This window comes from uncultured Granulicatella sp., from assembly GCF_963516875.1.
Lineage (GTDB): Bacteria > Bacillota > Bacilli > Lactobacillales > Aerococcaceae > Granulicatella.
On sequence record NZ_CAUQCL010000003.1, the window covers coordinates 43484 to 63506 of the forward strand.

The window sequence follows — 20023 nt, forward strand, 5'->3', positions numbered from 1 at the left end:
TATGAAAAGCCAGATTATCATGGTATTGACGAATCGACTGGTAAGAATTCAGGTAATCATTTTTCTCTCTATTGTATTTATTTTTTCAATTTTACGTCTCTATGAGCTAAATCATCAGTATCAATTGATGAATGAATTTACTCAAACAAATATAAAAATCCATGAACAATACAAAAATAGTCTATTAATGGATAGTAAAATGTCACAACGAGAGTTACATGAAGGTGAAAAATTATTCGTTGAGATTGATAATGCATATATAGATGCTGGAAATGCTTTTCAAAATAAAGATTATAGTATGTATATTCAATTAATGATTAAAGCTTGGGAATTAGAAGACTCTATTCGTGAAAAGTATGATATTACGATTACAAATAAAAATACTTTAGGATCTACTGCATCTAAAAATGGAATATTATTTAAAAAGCAAACACAACAGTCAATGTTGTATTATCAACAGTTAGAAAACAAAAATTTTGATGATAAGAATGTAATGAATGAATTGATAGGTATAACTGCTGTTCAGTCTTTCTTACCATTATTGGATTATAAAATTCCAAATATTTTTTTCTTACCATTCCTTTTCTTATTTACGTTAGTGATGTCTAATTCTATATTTTTATCAGATTCTAAACATAGAAGTTTATTGAATGCAAAACCAATTAGTAATTTTAGGTATAGTATTAAAAAAATGATTAGTAAATGGATTGTTATAAGTTTTGTTCAATTTGTAGCATTTCTAATTTATTTTGGAATGATTTCTATAAAAAATGGAATAGGAGATTTTACTTTAAAAACGGTGATATTTGAAAATGATACGCCTATAACTATTTCTTATTTCAGTCTGTTTCTCATTATCCTATGCTTTGTAATGTTATTGAATTTATTTATTGTAAGCTTATGTAGTTTATTAAACCAACTATTTAGTAATCAAATCCTAACATTTCTTTTTGGAATAATCGTTATATTTTTAGAAACGGTCATGAAAGTTTTAAATGTTGAAATGCCGTATATTGGTTTTATTCCTTCGTCTTATTTTAGTTTTGGAACAGTAATATATGGTGTTAAAAATGAGTTCTATTTAAATGGACACTTTTCAATGGTTCGAGGAGTGTTAGTACTTGTAATTACTAGTGTAATTTGTTTTATAGTTTCTATTGGTATTATGACTTTGAAGGAAAAGAGGGAGCGTTATGAAAAAATTTTCTTCCATTAAACTAGATTATAAATATTTAGTTTCAACTGGTTACTTTATCAAGCTTCCTGTCATAATTTTTGTTCTTTTTGCATTATTGATAGGTTATAACAAATGGGTTCCTACAGAAACTCCTCAAAAAGTATTAAATACTCAATTTATGATGATGGATGACTTAAAGGCATTACTTGCTAAAGACTACAGTATAACTACTGATGTTCGAGAAGAGGCGGAAATGCAAATAGCTCAAATATATCAAAACTTGTCTGAAGAAAATTTTAGTTATAAAAAGTCCGTTACTTCAAAAAAATTGTTGTCTATTTATAAAGAACGTATTAAGCTATTAAATACTCTTAAAATTTTGTTGCCTAATTATAGTGATAAGTTGCCTGATATTAGTAAATTGGAAGATGAAAAGCTCATATTAGAATATTTAAGTGATAGTAATCAGGATTATATGCACTATAAAACTACTTATGTAGTGATAAAAATTATTCTTTATTTTTCAGCTTTTGGTGGTTTTTTATTTCTTTATATATTCATGGTTGCTAATTTTCATAAGCGAAAATTATCCCATAAAAGTTTAGTCAAAGCGTTACCTATTTCAATAATACGTCTAAATATAGATGAGTGGTTTTATACTCTGGGATTGTTTTATTTCTTACCAGTAATTATAGTTTTGATTGGAATTTCTTTATATTGTATAGCTTTTGGTGTTAATTTTTTTAATTATCCATTTCTTATTGCAACGTTAGAAGGTACTAGGATCTATTCAGCTTATCATTTGTTGTTTATATCAATCTTTTATCCAGTAGTGTCAACTTATATTTGTTATATTTTTGAAAAAATTCTTGTCTTCCTTTTTAAAGACGAAATATTATCGATTATTTGTTTGCTGACTTTAATCGTCACTTGTATTATTTTTGGTCTATTTAATACTCCATTTGGGATGATGATAGTGTTACCGATAATTCACAATAATCAGTCTCTTACTATAGGATTTTTATTGTTGAGTACGTGTATGCTGTTTACTTTTTATGTTACGAATTATCTATTCATAAAATTTTTAAATATAAGATAAAGTTGATGGAAGAATGATGCCAGAAGGAAATGACCTTATATTTGCACACTAATTAAGTAGTTAAGAAAGGATACGATCAATTTGGCTATTGTCATGAATTGCAATATTATTGCGTTATAATTAAAGGTGGTATGATCGTGGGAAAAACTGATACAATTAATGTAAGAGTTGATGGAGAAGACAAAAAATCTACTGAATTGCTTTTAAAGCAAGTTTCTTTAAACAAAAATCATCCATTTAATCGTTCCTTATCTGTATCTCCTTATACAGATAGTATTGAAAATATAACTTCTGAAGAATTTGGTAAAATGATGATTCAAGAATATCAGAATGCTGAAGGGGAACATGTTCGTTCGGTTAATGAATTTTTTAATGAGTTTAGGATGAAAATTGATGGCTAAATAACTATTCCATATTTTATAAATATGAGAATAATATAGTTACTATACTTAGAGTTTTTCATGCTTCAGGCAATTTAGAAAAATTGATAAAAGATTTACAATAACTGTTACAATTTACCAACTCCAATTTCTTGATAGATTCTGTCTATTGAGAGATTGGAGTTATTTGTATTTTTACATAAAATTCTCTTTTCAAGTGTTATTGGCTATGTTACAATCGTGTTGTTTATAGAACATAAACATTTAAAATTTAATAGACAACAAAGGAGTTAAAAACACCATGTATTTAGAGATGTTTTTAGGCGCAGTTGCAGGTTTAAGTTTGTTCTTGTATGGAATGAAATTAATGGCGGATGGATTGCAAAAATTTGCAGGGGATAAGCTAAAAAGTATCGTTCGTACATTAACAAAAAATCGTTTGATGGCTGTTTTAGTTGGGATGTTCGTCACAATGGTCATTCAAAGTTCAAGTGCTACTTCAGTAATGGTAGTCGGATTTGTGAATGCTAGTATTATGACGATTCAACAAGCAGTTGGTGTAATTTTTGGGGCCAATATTGGTACAACAATTACAGGTCAAATGGTTTCCTTTAATCTTTCTCAATGGGCGCCTATTGCAATTGGTACAGGAATTTTAATGGGAGCAATTGTGAAGAATCCTAAGATGAAAGAATTAGCTGAAATCTTAGTAGGGTTTGGAATTTTGTTCATTGGTATGAACTATTTAAAAGACGCATTAGCGCCACTAAAAGATTTACCAGCCTTTACAGAATGGATTGTTAATTATGGACATAATCCACTATTTGGGGTAGCGCTTGGATTTATTATGACATTAGCGCTTCAAAGTTCTTCTGCTACAATTGGGGTGTTGATTGCATTAGCAGCTCAAGGTGTATTACCATTCTCAACAGCTCTTTATATTATTTTTGGAGATAATATTGGAACGTGTACTACTGCATTAATTAGTAGTTTAGGAACATCTAGACGAGGAAAACAAGTTGCAGTGATTCACTTAAGCATTAATATTATCGGTACTATTTACTTCATGCTGTTTTTAACAGGAATTTTAACAAATATCGTAACATCTATGGATGCTACTGATGTTGCAAGACAAATTGCGAATGCTCATACACTATTTAACATTGTAAATGTCATTGTGTTATTCCCATTTGCAAATCTATTAGTGAAATTAGCGGACATCATTGTTCCAGAACCAAAAGTAGAATTAATCGAAGTAGAAGAGAAACCAACAAGTTATTTAGACAAACGTATTTTAGTAACTCCATCTATTGCGTTACAAAATACAATGTATGAATTTGCTGCTATGTCTCATGCTGCTGATCAAACATTAACTTATGCGATTGATGCGATTCGTTTAAGAAGTCAAGAAAAGATTGAACAAGCATTTGCTAGTGAACAACAAGTAAATCAGTTCCAAAAAGCCATTGTGGAATATTTAATCGAAATTTCTCAACAAAATGTTTCAACAACTGACCAAGAAACGATCGACGAATTATTTAGTACAGCTAACGACGTGGAACGTATTAGTGACCATGCTGAAAATATTGCAGACTTTGCGAAAGCTGTATTAGAACGTGATATTGTATTAGATGAAAAGACTTTATCAGAATTAGAACATGTATTTGAACTAGTACAAAAAGGATTTGCGATGTCAATCGATACATTATCAACAGGTAATTTAGTAAAAGTTAAAGAAGTGATTACAATTGAGCGAGAAATTGACCGATTGAAAATTGAAATTCGTGATAAGTACATGAAACGTATGAATAAAGGCATTGCAAGTGCTGAATCTGGTATTTTTGTCATGGATTTATTAAGTAACTTAGAACGTATTAGTGACCACTTTAGAAATATTGGTGAGACGGTTCAAAGATTAGGACGTCCAGTAGTTGTAACTGAATAAAACAAGTAAAAGATGATGCCATTTGGTGTCATCTTTTTTAGTGATTAATTGTTATTTATAGATAATTATAGTACAATCAATAAGGATAAAAATGTTATAAAAGGAGAATTTCATGTTAAAAGTTTCAAACGTAAGTTTATTATTTTCAGATCGTAAATTATTTGATGAAGTAAATATTACATTCACACCTGGCAACTGTTACGGAGTGATTGGTGCAAATGGTGCGGGTAAATCTACATTTTTAAAAATTTTATCTGGTGAATTACAACCAACAACAGGGGAAGTTATTTTAGATCCTCATGAACGTTTAACAGTCTTAAAACAAGACCACTTCGCTTTTGAAGAAGAACGAGTAATTGATACGGTTATTATGGGACACAAACAATTATTCGATATTATGAAAGAAAAAGATGCCATTTATATGAAAGAAGAATTTACAGAAGAAGATGGTATTCGTGCTGCAGAACTCGAAGGAGAGTTTGCAGAATTAAATGGTTGGGAAGCGGAAAGTGATGCTTCACAATTATTACAAGGTCTAGGAATTACAGAAGACTTACACTACAAATTAATGAGTGAATTAGTGGAAGCTGAAAAAGTAAAAGTATTACTAGCTCAAGCATTATTTGGTAAACCTGATGTCCTATTACTAGACGAGCCGACAAACGGTTTAGATGCTAAATCAATCGCATGGTTAGAAGAATTTTTAATTAACTTTGAAAATACTGTTATCGTTGTTTCCCATGACCGTCACTTCTTAAATAAAGTATGTACACATATGGCTGACGTTGACTTTGGTAAAATTAAATTATTCGTTGGGAACTATGATTTCTGGTTACATTCAAGTCAATTAGCCGCTAAATTATTAGCAGACCAAAATGCTAAAAAAGAAGAAAAAATTAAAGAATTACAAGAATTTATCGCTCGTTTCTCTGCGAATGCTTCTAAATCAAAACAAGCGACTTCTCGTAAGAAAATGTTAGATAAAATTACATTAGATGATATTCAACCATCTAGCCGTAAATATCCATTCGTTGGATTTACTCCTGCTCGTGAAATCGGAAATGATTTATTAATCGTTGAAGGCTTATCAAAAACAATTGATGGCGAAGTTCTTTTTGAAAATGTAAGTTTCCAATTGAAAAAAGACGATAAAGTTGCTTTCTTAAGTCGTTCAGATATTGCGATTACAACATTATTCAAAATTTTAACAGGGGAAATGGAAGCAGATAGCGGTACATTCAAATGGGGAGTAACAACTAGTCAAGCATACTTACCAAAAGATATGACGGAAGAATTCTCAAATCCACAATTAAATATTTTAGAATGGTTACGTCAATATGCACCGGTTGAAGAACAAGACAATACATTCTTACGTAGTTTCTTAGGTCGTATGTTATTCTCTGGAGACGATGTTATGAAACAAGTAACCGTTCTTTCAGGGGGAGAAAAAGTTCGTTGTATGTTATCTAAATTAATGTTATCAAAAGCAAATGTCTTATTATTAGATGACCCAACAAATCACTTAGACTTAGAATCTATTACAGCATTAAATGATGGCTTAATTGCATTCAAAGGTTCATTATTATTCTCAAGTCATGACCATGAGTTTATTCAAACAACAGCAAACCGTATTATTGAAATCGGACCTAAAGGTGTTGTGGATCGTATGGAATCTACTTATGATGAATTCTTAGAAAATAACGAAGTTCAAGCACGTGTAGATGCTTTATATCAATAAGATCGACTTTAATTTGCTATAGGAGAGAAGCGCTATGAAAAAAATTTATTTTGCCAGTCCATTATTTTCAGAAATGGAATTAGCTTTTAACGAGAGTTTTGTTAAACGAATTCGAGAAGAATATCCTCAATTGGAGGTTTATCTTCCACAAGAACAAATGGCGATTAATGATAAAAATTCTTTTGCAGATTCAACGATGATTGCTAGATATGATACAGATGCTTTACTAGATGCAGATTTAGTTATTGCCATTTTAGATGGTGCGATTATTGATGCAGGTGTTGCTAGTGAGATTGGAATTGCGTATCAAGCTGGTATTCCAATTTTGGCTTTATATAGTGATAGTCGTCAATATGGGGCTGAAAATGCAGAAAAATTAGTAGCATTACAAGAAGTTGCTGAATCTCAATTCCCATATGCAAATTTATATACAGTAGGTCTCATTAAATTAAGAGGAGAAGTCTTCTCAAGTACGCAAGAATTATTAGAAGCTTTACCTGCTTATATTATGGCTTAAAACAAATTCGACACTCTAAATGACAACAAGAGTGTCGATTTTTTATTTTGTACTCATAAGTGAATGGTTATTTTTGTATTGTAAAAAATGATATCAAATGATAAACTGAAAATGATATCAATGTTAAAATGTAAATTAGTTAAAAGAGGGGATTTGTATGATTACACTGAATCAAGTTCGTCTAAAGACAAGAGAAATAATTTTAAAAGATATAGATTTTACATTTGAAAAGGGAAATATATATGGTATGGTTGCGATTAATGGTTCTGGAAAAACTACATTATTTCGTGCAATATGTCGGTTAATTTCAGTAGATAGTGGACATATCATAGCTCCATCTTCACTATTTTATTATGAAACGATTGAATGGTTTGATGGAAATTTAAGCGGAATAGATTATTTACTTTATATAAAAAATGTTTGGAATTCATCTCAAAATTTAGAGAAAGAAATTGAGTATTGGGAAATGTCTGACTATATTCATCTACCCATTCGAAAATATTCACTAGGGATGAAACAAAGATTATTAATTGCAATGTATTTTATGAGTCAAGCAGACTGTTGGTTAATGGATGAAATTACAAATGGTTTAGATGAGTATTATCGTACTAAGTTCTTCAATCGATTAAAAGAAATCCAAACACAACAATTGATGATCATAAGTTCTCACTACAAAGAAGAATTAATGGATGTCTGCGATAAAATTGTAAAGATTGAAAATTGTCGAATAGAAGAGGTGCAATGATGAAACATTTTAGTTTATTTTTAGTAAAAAAAGCTTTAAAAAGTCGGTTGAATGTCATTATAGTTGCGCTGCTAGCAATTGTCATCAGTATTGCATTTTATATGAATAGTAGAACGGCACAGAAACTTAGTTTAGAAAGTCAAATACAAAGTAGCATCGTAAAAAACGAACAACTGATTAAAGAAAATGAAGATAAATTATCTCAAACGACAGATAGTGAGTCAGAAGAATATCAGTCTACAAAGAAAAATTTAGAATTGAATCAGAATCAATTAGAGGAAAGAAAATATATTCTATCTTTATTAGAACAACAAAAGTGGAAAGAGGCTTATGCTTTACAAGCGAAATATGAAGAAAAGAGTTTCGGTAGAATTTCAAAAGAGCCTTATTCTAGTGCGGAATTAAAACGGGCAGTATATCGTGAATGGAAGGTGTATGAAGCTTTATATCCATTAAATATTAAGGCGCATCTTTTAGATTTTCCAACTTATGGAATTGATCAAGTAGTATGGACATTAACTACTATTATTCCAACTTTATTTTTAATTTCGATTATTTTTATGTTAACACAACTATTTACAGATCGATTTAAAGGTAATTTGGATACCGCCAAGTTACTTCCTTTTTCAAAAGTGAAGTTTGCTATTAGTTCTTTTGGAGTAGGAGTTGGGTATGTAACCATTGTGTTTCTAGTAATCTGTGCTATTTCTTTATTTTTAGGATTATTCAATCAAGGGTTAGGAACTTTGGAATATCCATATCCAATTTTTGATGTTGCTAAGCAAGAGATAGTGATTGTTAAAATACAGAATATATTATTGGAGAGTTTAGCCTTAGAATTTTTAGTATTTATCGTTATTGTTGAAGTAGTCTATTTAATTAGTTTCTTTTTCAAACAAAAAACAGTTGCTTTATTTATCTCATTAATTTTAATTGTGGGATTCGTCTTTGGTATAAATGTCATTGAACCTTTACAGAGAGTAGCACATATTATTCCATTTACTTATTTACGTTCAGTTGAGGTTTTAACAGGAAGCTTGCCTCAAAATATTCATAATGCACAATTAAGTGGGAGTATGGGAATAATTGTCCTTCCTATTCTTATTATAATTTTATTTGTGTTTATTTTACTTTTAGAGAAAGTAAATGGTTTCTCGTTCAAAAAAGTTTTGAATCAATAAAGATCAAGGGTAAAACGTAACAACACTGTAATACGGTTGTTACGTTTTTTTTATGTCCAAATTGTATAATGGAGAATACTATGGAGAAAGTGTGGTGAAGGATACTGGATAAACGATTAAGAAAAAGCATGGTTATTAGTGGAATAGCTTGTTTATTATGGACTAGTTTTCCAATGTTCATTCATGCGCAAGAAATTTCTCAAGAATCAATTCAACAATTAGAACAAGAAATTTCTCAAAAATTAAATGTTGCGAATGAGAAATATCGACAAGTTGAAAGTTTGAAACAAGACTTAAATGAATTGAAATCCAATCAAAAAGAATTAGAACTTCAAATAAATGAACAGCAAGAAAAATTAGCAGAAAAGGAAATAGTCGTTAAAGAAAGAATGGTAGCTTTACAATCAAGTGGAGTAATTTATCAACGATTTGTTCAACTGCTTCAAGCAACAAGTATTTCGGATTTCTTTCATCGATTAATCGTTATTCAAGAATTATTCAAATCGGATATTTTAACAATTCGAAATTATCAAAAAGAAGTTCAAACTTTAGAAAATTCTCAAAAAGAATTAAGAGATACAGAAGATACTTTATTAAAAAAACAAGAAGAGTTACAAACAGAATCTACACTTTATTCGGATAGTATTCAAGTGTTAAAACGAAATCTTGCGACGAATAAAGAAGCATTATTTGCAATTCGTGAACAAGAAAGTAAGGCTCAAGCATTAAGTGAGAATACCGAACCAACAACGCATCATTCTCCTGAGGATAAGAAAACAGAACAAGTTCATTCAACTGAAGTTAAAGATTCAATAGTAAAAAATAATATTGAATCCAAAGGAAATAATAAGACTTCTTCTAATTTTCAGTCACTTTCAAATGAAGTAAAATCAACGTCAAATGGGAAAGAATTTGCAGCAGAAGCAACTGCTTATTCTTATAAACAACCGGGATTAAGTAATTATACAGCGATGGGAATTGATTTAAGATCGAATCCAAATGTTATTGCAGTAGATCCTACTCAAATTCCGTTAGGCACTTTAGTGGAAGTTCCAGGTTATGGGATAGCGATTGCTGGGGATACAGGTGGAGATATTAAGGGGAATCGAATTGACTTACATTTTCCTGAAGTACAACAAGCAATGGATTTTGGTAGACAAAAAATTACAATACAAGTAATGAATTAAGAAGAATTTCAGAGGCGCTGAAATTCTTTTTTTTGTAGAAAAAATTCTGATTTTGTGATTATTTGTTAACATAAATTCCGATATACTTTGATAAACTTGTAACAGATTAGCATCGAGTTAGGAATTAAGGGAGTAACAAATGTGAACTTATTAGAAGAAATACAATATTATTGGAATCATCGTTATACAGGATATTCCAAGGTGAATCAAAAAGAATTAGAGGGAATTCAAAGAGAAAGATGGAAAAACCAATTAAAACGATTGTTACCAGCTAATCAACAACATAATGTATTAGATATAGGTACAGGACCTGGATTTTTTACAATTATTTTAGAAGAATTAGGATATAACAGTATAACAGGTGTGGATGTTTCCGAAAAAATGCTAGAAGTTGCTAAAGGGAATATTCAAAAATATGGCAAAGAAAATTCAAGTATTCAGCTTTTGCAGATGGATGCCCAGAATTTAGAGTTTAAACCAGAAAGTTTTGATATGATTGTTAGTCGAAATTTAACGTGGAATTTAGAAAAACCTCTACAAGCTTATTCAGAATGGTTAAGAGTGTTGAAACCAAATGGATCTCTACTTATTTTTGATGCGAATTGGTATACATTTCTAGAAAATGAATCATTAGAAAAAGAATTCGAAGCAAAGCGTCAACAAGCGATAGAAGAAAAGTTAGAAGATTATTGGCAAGGTGAAGGTGTTGATGAGGAAAAAATGGAATGGATTGTTCAACAATTACCTTTGACCTATCAACAAAGACCGCAATGGGATATCGATTATTTTTCTTCACTGGAAGGTATCTCTGTAGAAACGGAAGAAAATTTTGGAAATTTAGTATGGGATTATGAAGAACAATTAAATTATGGTGCGACACCGATGTTTTGTATCAAAGTCGTAAAGGGGGATGCGTGATGACACAAGAACAAACTATTCATGAGAGAGTTGAAAATTATTGGACAAATCGAAGCTCTTCTTTTTTAGAGCAACGTACAAGAGAATTTCATAGTCCATTGAAGGATCGTTGGATTACAGAGTTTGCCAAATATTTACCATACAAGAAATTTTTAAAAATTTTAGATATTGGTTGTGGAACAGGATTCTTTACAGGAATTTTAAGTCAGATGGGGCATGAAGTAATAGGAATTGACTTAACAAAGGAAATGATTCATTTAGCGACTGTTTTTGCGAAACAGGAAAAGTTCAATGCTCAATTTTTAGTGATGGATGCTCAAAATCTTGAGTTTAAAGATGTAAGTTTTGATATCGTCATTGCTAGAAATGTGACTTGGACATTACCAGATGTTCCTAAAGCTTATGATGAATGGCTTCGAGTATTAAAAAAAGGTGGATTACTCATTAATATTGATGGAAATTATGGTGCTTCGAGTATGACGGATACAAGTCATTTACCACAGCATCATGCGCATCATCATTTAAGTCAAGATACTTTATCAGAATGCGAAATGATTCAAAGAAGTTTATCCATTTCAAGTGAAGTACGACCGCAATGGGATGTGCAATATTTATTAAATCAAGAAGTTGACTCTCTTCAAATTGATCGCACGATTAGTCAAAGAATTTATCTAGAAAAAGATGAATTTTATAATCCTACACCTTTGTTCTTACTATGTGCTAAGAAGTAAGGAGTGGTAGTGAATGTTTAAAGGTTTGAAAAGAATTTTAACCATATCTATTTTATTTGTCGGTATTTCATTTTTTGTATTTTTACTCATTCATTTAGCACCTAGTGATCCTGCTTCTGTTAAAATGTCTGCTGGGACTGGTCGTGTCTCTTCAGAAGCTCTTGCACTTATGCGTGAGGAAATGGGACTGAATCAACCTTTACTTGTACAATATGGGAATTGGCTCTTTACATTTCTCCAAGGTGATTTTGGTAAGAGTTTAATGTCTGATATCAAGGTTGAGAAATTAATGATTCCAGCCGCTTTGAATTCAATTCAATTGGCAATTATTACTCTAGTGATTTCATTAGGAATCTCCATTCCGTTTTCGATATTTTTGGTGAGATGTCAAAACCGAATTGTAAAATTACTTTTTCAATTAATCTTATTTTTTTACATGTCATTACCATCTTTCGTCATTGGTTATTTCTTAATGTATGTATTTAGCGTTCAATTAAAATGGGTTCCATTATTATCCAATCAAGGTGGGATTGGATTAATATTACCGATTATTACAATTGTGATTCCGGTGAGTGCAAAATTTATTCAACAATTTTCAGCGTTGTTAGAACAAGAATTACAACAAGAATATGTTAAAGTGCTTTATTATCGTGGGATGGAAGAGTCAAAAATTTTTCAAAGACATTTATTGAAAAATATATTTCCTACAATGGTGACGATTATTTTACTATCATTTGGTTCTCTGATGGCTGGTGTCGTTGTGGTAGAAACGATTTTCTATTGGCCAGGAATTGGGAAGTTATTAATGGATAGTATTAGTTCAAGAGATTATCCAGTCGTTCAGATGATAGTTGTATGTATTAGCTTTTTATATTTGGTACTCACTCAAATTTCGGATGAATTACAGAATCGGACAGATAGCCGTATTAAAGGTGGTGAATTGCCATGAACAATAAAAGAAAATGGGTTATGTCACTCATCTTAATAGGATGTGTATTACTATTGTGGAGTACAGTGTTCCTTAACTACGAAACGATGAATGCTAGTGATTTGTTAAGACCACCAAACGCTCATCATTGGTTTGGAACGGATGACTTTGGTCGAGATGTGTTTATTCGAGTGATAGTAGGAGCTAGATATTCTATCGGCGCTTCTCTTTTAATCGTTGGATTATCTTATTTAGGTGGAATGTTTTTAGGAGGAGTAGCTGGGTTATTTGGTGGATGGATTGACAGAATCGTAACGAACCTCGTAGATATTTTATTAGCCATTCCTAGTTTACTCATAGCCATTACGGTAGCTGGAGTATTAGGTGGAGGCTTAAGAAATGGGGTCATTGCGCTTGTCATTAGTTATTTGCCTTATTATGCCAAATTAACAAGAGGAGAAATTCGTAACATTAAAGTTCGAGAATATGTAACGGTAATGTATATGCAAGGAGCACCATTATGGTATCGGCTGATTACAATTTTAAAAAATATTCAAGTACCATTAGTGACGTATATGATTGTCAATGTTTCAAGTACAATCTTAAGTTTAGCAACATTATCTTTTTTAGGGATAGGAGTAAAAGTTCCTCAACCAGAATGGGGAGCGATGTTAAATGAGGGAAGATTATCGTTTGAACAAGCACCATGGTTAATGATTGCACCAGGACTTGCGATAACTCTAACGATTATTATATTTAACGGAATCCACTATTGGATTCAACAGAAAGGGAGAAATTTATGAAATTAAAAAATATGTTATTAACCATTGCAGCAGCAGTATTAGTAGGATGTGCCCCCGTACAGCCAGCATCTCAACAACAAGAAAGTACTCAAAATTCAACTTTTAAAATTGGATATTCTCAATTTACAGCAGGCATTGATCCCGCAAAAGATTGGGAAGGTTGGTATACCATTCGTTTTGGGATTGGAGAAACATTATTCCGTTTAACAAAGGACTTTGATGTAGAACCATGGTTAGCATCCTCTTATAAGAAGATTGATGATCAAACATGGGAAATTCATTTAAAAGAAAAACTTACATTTTCAAATGGAAATGCTGTTACTAGTGACGCTGTCATTGCTAGTCTTCAAAGAGTAGGAGAAAACCATAAGTCGGGTAAAATTTTTAAAACAGCTACTTATACTGCTAATGATTCACTAACTTTTACAATTCATACTGAAAAACCAAGTCCTCAGTTTATTCATGAATTAGTGGATGCTAAAACAGCTATTGTAGATGTAACAAGTACAGACAAGATTGTAGGAACGGGCCCTTATGAAGTGACAGAATTTAAACCAAACGATTCTATTTCATTAACGGCTTCGACTCATTATTGGGATGGTAATGCATCGATTAAGGAAGTACATTATCAATTAATTCCAGATCAAAAAACATTGGAATTAGCGATAAAATCTAAAGAAGTAGATGGTGGATTAGATTTAAATGATGATGTAGCTGATTCATTAATGAAAGATTCTTCTGTTCAAGTGTATAATCAACCAAGTACGAGAACGTATCATTTAGAATTGAACAAAGCAAGATTACAAGATAAAAAAGTTCGTCAAGCGATTTTACATGCGATTAATAAACAAGAATTAACACAAGACTTCTTAAAAGGTCATGTCACTCCTGCAGATGGTGCCTTTTTAGATTCTAGTATTTATTCAAGTGGTACATTTGCTAATAAACAATACCAACCAGAAATGACAACTAAATTATTAGCAGAAGCTGGCTATCAAACTAAAAATGCAGATGGAATTTTAGTGAATGCGCAAAATGAGCCGTTACAAATTGTTCTAAAAACCTATAAGAGATTAGCTATTGAAAAAATTGCTACAGCACTGCAACAACAGTTTAAACAATTAGGGATTGATTTGAAAATTGATATTCAAGAAAAAGTCGATGGATTAAACCAATTAGATTATGACATTGCATTAGCTTCCGCATTAACATTGCCAACGGGAGATCCTCACTACTTCTTAGATGCAACATTATCGAGTGATGGAGCTTTAAATTATGTTAAAAATTCAGACTCATGGTTAGATGAAAAAATTTCTACCTTAGCTCATGAAGTAGATGCAGCTAAAATCCGCAGTGAAGTAGCAGAAATTCAAGATTATGCAAGAGATGACGCAATTGTCGATTACATTGGATTTGTTAACTTACATGGGGCAATGAACAATTATATTCATCATTTTGAATTATCTCCATCAGATTTCTATCATATTACGAATAAATTGGTAAAAGACTAATGACACAGAAAATTCTTGACGTCAAACAATTAAATGCTTCTTATGGACAGGAAGTAGTCCTCAAAGATTTAGATTTTTCCATTAAAGAAGGAGAAGTCATTGGAATTATTGGCGAGTCGGGTATTGGGAAATCGACTTTTTTAGAATGTATTCTTGGAAATATTCATCAAAAGGTAATGATGAATGTGACTGAAATGAAGTTTTTAGAAGAAAACTGGTTAATATTAGATCGTAACAAGAGAAGAGAATATTTGAGACAGGATATTGGCATCATTTTTCAAAATGGACAACATAGTTTGGACCCGTTATTTACAATTGGGAAACAATTGGAAGAATTAATGGTACAACCAGAACCACAAAAAATTATCGAAACTCTGAAAATTGTTCAATTAGAGGAAAAAGTATTACAATTATATCCTCACGAATTATCTGGAGGAATGCTGCAAAGAGTGATGATTGCAATGGCTTTTATCAATCAGCCGAAATTAATTATTGCTGATGAACCTTTTAGTGCTTTAGATGCTCCGTTGCAAATGGAAATGATGCAATTAATTGTTACTTTTGCAAAGCATCATAAAGTAGCAACCATTATGGTGACACATCAACAAGAATTAGCCTATCAATGTTGTTCGAAAGTGTTGACTTTAGAAGAGGGACAATTTGTAGAAAAAGAGGAAGCACTACAAGAAAGAATTCCATTTGTTCGAGACACTGCTGTCGAAAAAGAAGTATTTTTCCAATTGAAAAATGTATCTAATCATTATCAAAGTAATGATGCGATTCTTCAAAGCGTTACGATTGATATTCCAAAATACAAAGTAACTGGAATAATGGGGCATTCAGGAGCAGGAAAGACCACTCTTGCAAAGATTTTATCAGGCTTTATTCCATATGAAGGCAGTATTGAGATTGAAGGAAAACAATTAAGAGAATTATTGATTCATGAAAAACAAAGTTATTACAGAAGAGTTCAATATTTATTCCAAAATAGTCTATTATCGTTTAATCCGAATCAAACAATATTGAAGAGCTTGGAAGAACCGTTAAGGTTTATGCGACAAATTAAGAATCAATCAGAACGGATTCGAATGATTCAGGAATTATTTACAAGCCTAGAATTAGAATTTGATTGGTTAGAAAAATATCCTCATCAATTATCTGGCGGACAATGTCAAAGATGTGCGATTGCAAGAGCTATTTTAGCTCAACCTGAGTGCTTGATTTGTGATGAAATAACGAGTTCACTAGATGATGCGAATCAAGAAAAGGTTATAAAAGTATTACAAAAAGTTCAAGAAGAAACAAAGATGACAATAGTATTTATTAGCCATAATCAGTCGTTAATTGAAGCGATTTGCTCTCATGTCATTGTGTTAACAGAAGGGCGATTGATGGATGCTTTTAATTCATGAGACTAAAAACATAAGAATGAATATTTTGAATAGAATAAAATGTACAAGAATCCCTTACTAACAAAATAGTAGGGGATTTTTAGTTTATGAAGAAATAAGAATAGAAAATTAGTAATGTTTGATAAAATTTGTGAATAAATGTATAATTAACATGCCAGTGAATTGATTAACAAGAAAGGATGCTTGAAGTATGAAATTTAAAAGAAATAACAAAGAAAAAACTTTACGTTTCTCAATTAGAAAATATCATGTCGGTGCAGTTAGTGTTGCTGTTAGTGCTATGTTATTTATAGGAAGTGGTGCAGTATATGCAAAAGATAATGGGATACCATCTTCTGAATTAGCAAATGAACATTTATCAGAAAATAATAAGCCAAAAGATTCTCTTTCGGCTAATGACAGTTCAAACATTGAACATACTAATTTAGAGAATACTGAAACAAATAAATTAAATGCTGTTATTCATACATCTAATACAGTAGATAAAAATAGTGGTTCACCTTCAACAACTACAGGAACAATAGAAAATTCATCAAACTCAGGTAGTTCAGAAACTACACCAAATCCCGAACCTTCAAGAACTAGAAGATTTAAAAGAGATACGACAGCAAATTATGATGGTAAAGTAAGTCTTATCGGTCAATGGACAAGTGAATCACACGAAAAAAAAGATACTGAAAATACATATAAGAATGCTACAGATAAATTAGGGAGTCCCTTACCAAATACCGGTCTTTTCCGTGCTGCTGCAAAAACTTTTCTTGGTTGGTCTGACAAACCACCTGTAGATGGAAAAATTGCAGAAGGAGCAAGACTATTCTCCCCAGAAGACACTTTGGCCACAGCTTTTCCAGATGGATTGAAAGCTGATTCCAAACTGTATGGTGTTTATGCTAGTTTAAATGATCAAGATGATCCTTTCCCTACAGATAAATTTTCTATGGGATTTGCGATTATAGGTGGAATGAATAAATTTAAAATTAATGATAATAAGGTTAATATTGATACGAATGTAAAATCTGAAGAAGTATTACCTAATACTAAGCTAAATAAAGAAACAGAAGATAAAGAAAAAAATACACGACGTATCATCGATGAGTATAAACCGGAAAATAATGATACTACAAAAGTGAATGAAGTGGTTCTAAAAGCTGAGTTTGAAATGGATAAGACTACAGCGATGACTGTGTACAGAAATCCTCATGTAGGATATGTTGGTCCTGTTTTATCTAATTCATATAAAGGAAATCAATTTGAATTGAACGAAAGGAGAAAAACTTACACATATGTAGACTTAAATGTGAATTTAGACAAAGATTTAGTCGTTCCGGAAAAATTATATGCAGAGTTTAATGGTTACTCATGGAGACCCTTATATGCTCTTGGAATTAAGGAAGATGGAACGAAGGAACTTCTACATGTATATTCAAAAAATGGAACAGATTTAGGAAATTCAAAAGATAGCTTTAATTCAATCGTTAGTAATACGGACCCTAGAGTCACATTTGGTGTTGAAACTAAGGATAACCATAATATAACATTCAGAATGATTCTTAGATCGTTAAATGATAAGGATAGTGATCGTCCAGAAAACGAACGAAATGAGCGTATAGCTGAGAACGTAGTAAAACCGGATGCAGGTAAGTCTATTGCCGAAACAATTATGCGCAATATGACACTTCGCTCTCTTACATCAACAGAACTTAAAGCATTATTCCCTAATAAGAGTGATGAAGAAATCAATCATATGGTTATTCGTATTAATCAAGAAAAAGCCAAAGGGTTAGCAGATACAAATGGTGAAACAGTTCTAAGAGTAACAGGTTCTGTTGAGGGTAATGTTCATCCAAATGCAGGGAAAATAGGTTGGTTTAATTCAGCCACAAATTTACCTATTAATAAAGTAGAAGCTAATGTTTTAGAACTAGGTTATGTTACATTTTATAATGTATCTTATAAATTCCAAAGCGGAACTCCAGGTAAGACATTGCCAGCAGCAATAGAAGGATATAAACCAACAGACCAAAACCGTTATGGAAATCAGGAAGAAATAAATGCAACTCAACCAACATCTACAGAGTATGCAGATACTGAGAATAATGGTAAATGGGTTTTCAAAGGCTATGATGAAGCTAAAAAACAAGTAAACAAAGCAGATGTGAAGTTCATTGGAACATGGATATTCGAGGCTAATAAATATGGTGTAACATATAGATTTGAAAGTGGAACACCAGGTAAGACATTGCCAGCAGTGATAGAAGGATATAAACCAACAGACCAAAATCGTTATGCAGATAAAGCTAATGTAAATGCGACTCAACCGACAACTAGAGAGTACGTTGATACAGCAAATGACGGAAAATGGGTATTCAAGAGCTACGATGCAGAAAGTAAAGTAGTAAATAAAGCAGATGTAGAGTTCATTGGAACATGGGAATTCGAAGCTAATAAGTACGGTGTAACATACAGATTCCAAAGTGGAACAGAAGGAAAAAATCTGCCAGCAGCAATAGAAGACTATAAACCAACAGACCAAAACCGTTATGCAAATCAGGCTGAAGTAAATGCGACTCAACCAACATCTACAGAGTATGTAGATACAGTAAATGATGGTAAATGGGTCTTCAAAGGTTATGATGCAACTAAAAAACAAATAAACAAAGCAGATGTAGAATTTTTAGGAACATGGGAATTTACAGCGAATAAATATGGAGTAATATATAGATTCCAAAGTGGAACATCAGGTAAGACATTGCCAGCAACAATAGAAGAATATAAACCAACAGACCAAAAACGTTACGTAGATAAAGCAAATGTGGATGCAACTAAACCGACAACCACTGAGTATGTAGATACAGTAAATGATGGTAAATGGGTATACAAGAGCTACGATGCAGAAAGTAAAGTAGTACATAAAGCAGATGTAGAGTTTATAGGGACATGGGTATTTGAAGCAAATAAATATAATGTATCTTATAAATTCCAAAGTGTAACAGCAGGAAAAGAATTACCGAAGAATATAACTGAATTAACTCCTACCGATAAAAAAGAGTATATTAATGGAACTGAAGTTAAAGCGGAATCACCATCAACAACAGAGGTAAAGGATGGAAATGGAAGCTGGGTATTTAAAGGTTATAAAGAAGATAAAAAAGTAATCAATAAAGAAAATGTTCAGTTTTTAGGACTTTGGGAATATGTAGAAAAGGAAACTAAGCCAAAACCAGAACCAAAACCAGAGACTAAGCCAGAGCCAAAACCGGAACCTAAGCCAGAACCAAAACCAAATCCTAAGCTAGAATCAAAACCAGAACAACCTGCTACATCAGTGGAAACTTTAACTCCTGTATCTAAACAAGAATTACCAAATACAGGTACAGAAGAATTAGCAACCTTTACACCAGCTGTGCTAGCAATTCTTGCTGGATTAGGATTAGCTACACCAACAGTAGTAAAGAAAAAAGATGAAGAATAATACCTAAATTCATATCTTCTAATCACATCACTTGACAAACGGTAAACTTTTTAGTAAATTAGTATCAATTTCATAGGAAATCCAGTGAAGGAGCTAAGTAGATTCACAGCAATTAGAGAGAGAAATCATGGCTGAAAGTTTCTCATAAGACTGAAAGAATTGAAAGACACTCTGGAGGAGAATAATGCAAAGTTATTCCGGCAAAAGAGCCGTTATTTAGTAGAGGAATAGAGAATGGCTCTATTCAAAATTAGGTGGTACCACGAAATAATCGTC

General features: G+C 31.7%; 16 protein-coding genes. All 16 read left to right on the top strand.

All coding sequences use genetic code 11. The features are described from left to right. The first annotated feature begins 1 nt into the window (after position 1). On the top strand, positions 2-1216 hold the full coding sequence (locus RWM24_RS01915) for a hypothetical protein (RefSeq protein ID WP_314111019.1): 1215 nt from the start codon (positions 2-4) through the stop codon (positions 1214-1216). Next, positions 1194-2276 carry a hypothetical protein gene (locus RWM24_RS01920; protein ID WP_314111021.1) on the top strand — a complete coding sequence of 361 codons (1083 nt, stop codon included), beginning with the start codon at positions 1194-1196 and terminating at the stop codon, positions 2274-2276. Before RWM24_RS01915 ends, RWM24_RS01920 begins: the two co-directional genes overlap by 23 nt. A gap of 137 nt (positions 2277-2413) precedes the next feature. Next, positions 2414-2677 carry a type II toxin-antitoxin system antitoxin, RelB/DinJ family gene (locus RWM24_RS01925; protein ID WP_314111023.1) on the top strand — a complete coding sequence of 88 codons (264 nt, stop codon included), beginning with the start codon at positions 2414-2416 and terminating at the stop codon, positions 2675-2677. A gap of 280 nt (positions 2678-2957) precedes the next feature. Beyond that, the gene (locus tag RWM24_RS01930; protein WP_314111024.1) at positions 2958-4601 is read left to right on the top strand and encodes a Na/Pi cotransporter family protein; all 1644 of its coding nucleotides are present in this window, start codon (positions 2958-2960) and stop codon (positions 4599-4601) included. A 112-nt stretch (positions 4602-4713) separates the two neighbouring features. Next, entirely contained in the window at positions 4714-6339 is a 1626-nt protein-coding gene (locus RWM24_RS01935) for an ATP-binding cassette domain-containing protein (RefSeq protein ID WP_314111025.1), read from the top strand. 34 nt (positions 6340-6373) lie between these two features. Continuing rightward, entirely contained in the window at positions 6374-6856 is a 483-nt protein-coding gene (locus tag RWM24_RS01940; protein ID WP_006702719.1) for a nucleoside 2-deoxyribosyltransferase, read from the top strand. Between the two features lie 157 nt (positions 6857-7013). Beyond that, complete coding sequence (locus tag RWM24_RS01945) at positions 7014-7601, top strand: ABC transporter ATP-binding protein (protein ID WP_314111027.1); 588 nt, start codon at positions 7014-7016, stop codon at positions 7599-7601. Then, complete coding sequence (locus tag RWM24_RS01950) at positions 7601-8782, top strand: ABC-2 transporter family protein (RefSeq protein ID WP_314111199.1); 1182 nt, start codon at positions 7601-7603, stop codon at positions 8780-8782. Before RWM24_RS01945 ends, RWM24_RS01950 begins: the two co-directional genes overlap by 1 nt. A gap of 128 nt (positions 8783-8910) precedes the next feature. Then, positions 8911-9969, top strand: coding sequence for a 3D domain-containing protein (locus RWM24_RS01955; protein ID WP_314111029.1), 1059 nt, complete (start codon positions 8911-8913; stop codon positions 9967-9969). Between the two features lie 141 nt (positions 9970-10110). Beyond that, positions 10111-10887, top strand: coding sequence for a class I SAM-dependent methyltransferase (locus tag RWM24_RS01960; RefSeq protein WP_314111030.1), 777 nt, complete (start codon positions 10111-10113; stop codon positions 10885-10887). After that, the gene (locus RWM24_RS01965; RefSeq protein ID WP_314111032.1) at positions 10887-11618 is read left to right on the top strand and encodes a class I SAM-dependent methyltransferase; all 732 of its coding nucleotides are present in this window, start codon (positions 10887-10889) and stop codon (positions 11616-11618) included. The genes RWM24_RS01960 and RWM24_RS01965 overlap by 1 nt, the downstream gene beginning before the upstream one ends. A 13-nt stretch (positions 11619-11631) precedes the next feature. Then, positions 11632-12567: an ABC transporter permease gene (locus tag RWM24_RS01970; RefSeq protein WP_314111033.1), complete on the top strand. Its 936-nt coding sequence runs from the start codon at positions 11632-11634 to the stop codon at positions 12565-12567. Further along, positions 12564-13349, top strand: coding sequence for an ABC transporter permease (locus tag RWM24_RS01975; RefSeq protein WP_314111034.1), 786 nt, complete (start codon positions 12564-12566; stop codon positions 13347-13349). Before RWM24_RS01970 ends, RWM24_RS01975 begins: the two co-directional genes overlap by 4 nt. After that, positions 13346-14860: an ABC transporter substrate-binding protein gene (locus tag RWM24_RS01980; protein ID WP_314111036.1), complete on the top strand. Its 1515-nt coding sequence runs from the start codon at positions 13346-13348 to the stop codon at positions 14858-14860. The genes RWM24_RS01975 and RWM24_RS01980 overlap by 4 nt, the downstream gene beginning before the upstream one ends. Continuing rightward, entirely contained in the window at positions 14860-16272 is a 1413-nt protein-coding gene (locus tag RWM24_RS01985; protein WP_314111037.1) for an ATP-binding cassette domain-containing protein, read from the top strand. The genes RWM24_RS01980 and RWM24_RS01985 overlap by 1 nt, the downstream gene beginning before the upstream one ends. 190 nt (positions 16273-16462) lie before the next feature. Further along, positions 16463-19747 (top strand): SHIRT domain-containing protein, encoded by a 3285-nt coding sequence (locus RWM24_RS01990; RefSeq protein ID WP_314111038.1) that lies wholly within the window; start codon positions 16463-16465, stop codon positions 19745-19747. The last annotated feature ends 276 nt before the right edge of the window (positions 19748-20023 follow it).

What these genes read in the sequence shown, in the direction of transcription:
- RWM24_RS01990 (WP_314111038.1), top strand. Translation starts at nt 16,463, where the DNA reads ATGAAATTTAAAAGAAATAACAAAGAAAAAACTTTACGTTTCTCAATT.
- RWM24_RS01930 (WP_314111024.1), top strand. Translation starts at nt 2,958, where the DNA reads ATGTATTTAGAGATGTTTTTAGGCGCAGTTGCAGGTTTAAGTTTGTTC.
- RWM24_RS01980 (WP_314111036.1), top strand. Translation starts at nt 13,346, where the DNA reads ATGAAATTAAAAAATATGTTATTAACCATTGCAGCAGCAGTATTAGTA.
- RWM24_RS01915 (WP_314111019.1), top strand. Translation starts at nt 2, where the DNA reads ATGAAAAGCCAGATTATCATGGTATTGACGAATCGACTGGTAAGAATT.
- RWM24_RS01950 (WP_314111199.1), top strand. Translation starts at nt 7,601, where the DNA reads ATGAAACATTTTAGTTTATTTTTAGTAAAAAAAGCTTTAAAAAGTCGG.
- RWM24_RS01955 (WP_314111029.1), top strand. Translation starts at nt 8,911, where the DNA reads ATGGTTATTAGTGGAATAGCTTGTTTATTATGGACTAGTTTTCCAATG.
- RWM24_RS01940 (WP_006702719.1), top strand. Translation starts at nt 6,374, where the DNA reads ATGAAAAAAATTTATTTTGCCAGTCCATTATTTTCAGAAATGGAATTA.
- RWM24_RS01945 (WP_314111027.1), top strand. Translation starts at nt 7,014, where the DNA reads ATGATTACACTGAATCAAGTTCGTCTAAAGACAAGAGAAATAATTTTA.
- RWM24_RS01935 (WP_314111025.1), top strand. Translation starts at nt 4,714, where the DNA reads ATGTTAAAAGTTTCAAACGTAAGTTTATTATTTTCAGATCGTAAATTA.
- RWM24_RS01920 (WP_314111021.1), top strand. Translation starts at nt 1,194, where the DNA reads ATGAAAAAATTTTCTTCCATTAAACTAGATTATAAATATTTAGTTTCA.
- RWM24_RS01970 (WP_314111033.1), top strand. Translation starts at nt 11,632, where the DNA reads ATGTTTAAAGGTTTGAAAAGAATTTTAACCATATCTATTTTATTTGTC.
- RWM24_RS01965 (WP_314111032.1), top strand. Translation starts at nt 10,887, where the DNA reads ATGACACAAGAACAAACTATTCATGAGAGAGTTGAAAATTATTGGACA.
- RWM24_RS01985 (WP_314111037.1), top strand. Translation starts at nt 14,860, where the DNA reads ATGACACAGAAAATTCTTGACGTCAAACAATTAAATGCTTCTTATGGA.
- RWM24_RS01975 (WP_314111034.1), top strand. Translation starts at nt 12,564, where the DNA reads ATGAACAATAAAAGAAAATGGGTTATGTCACTCATCTTAATAGGATGT.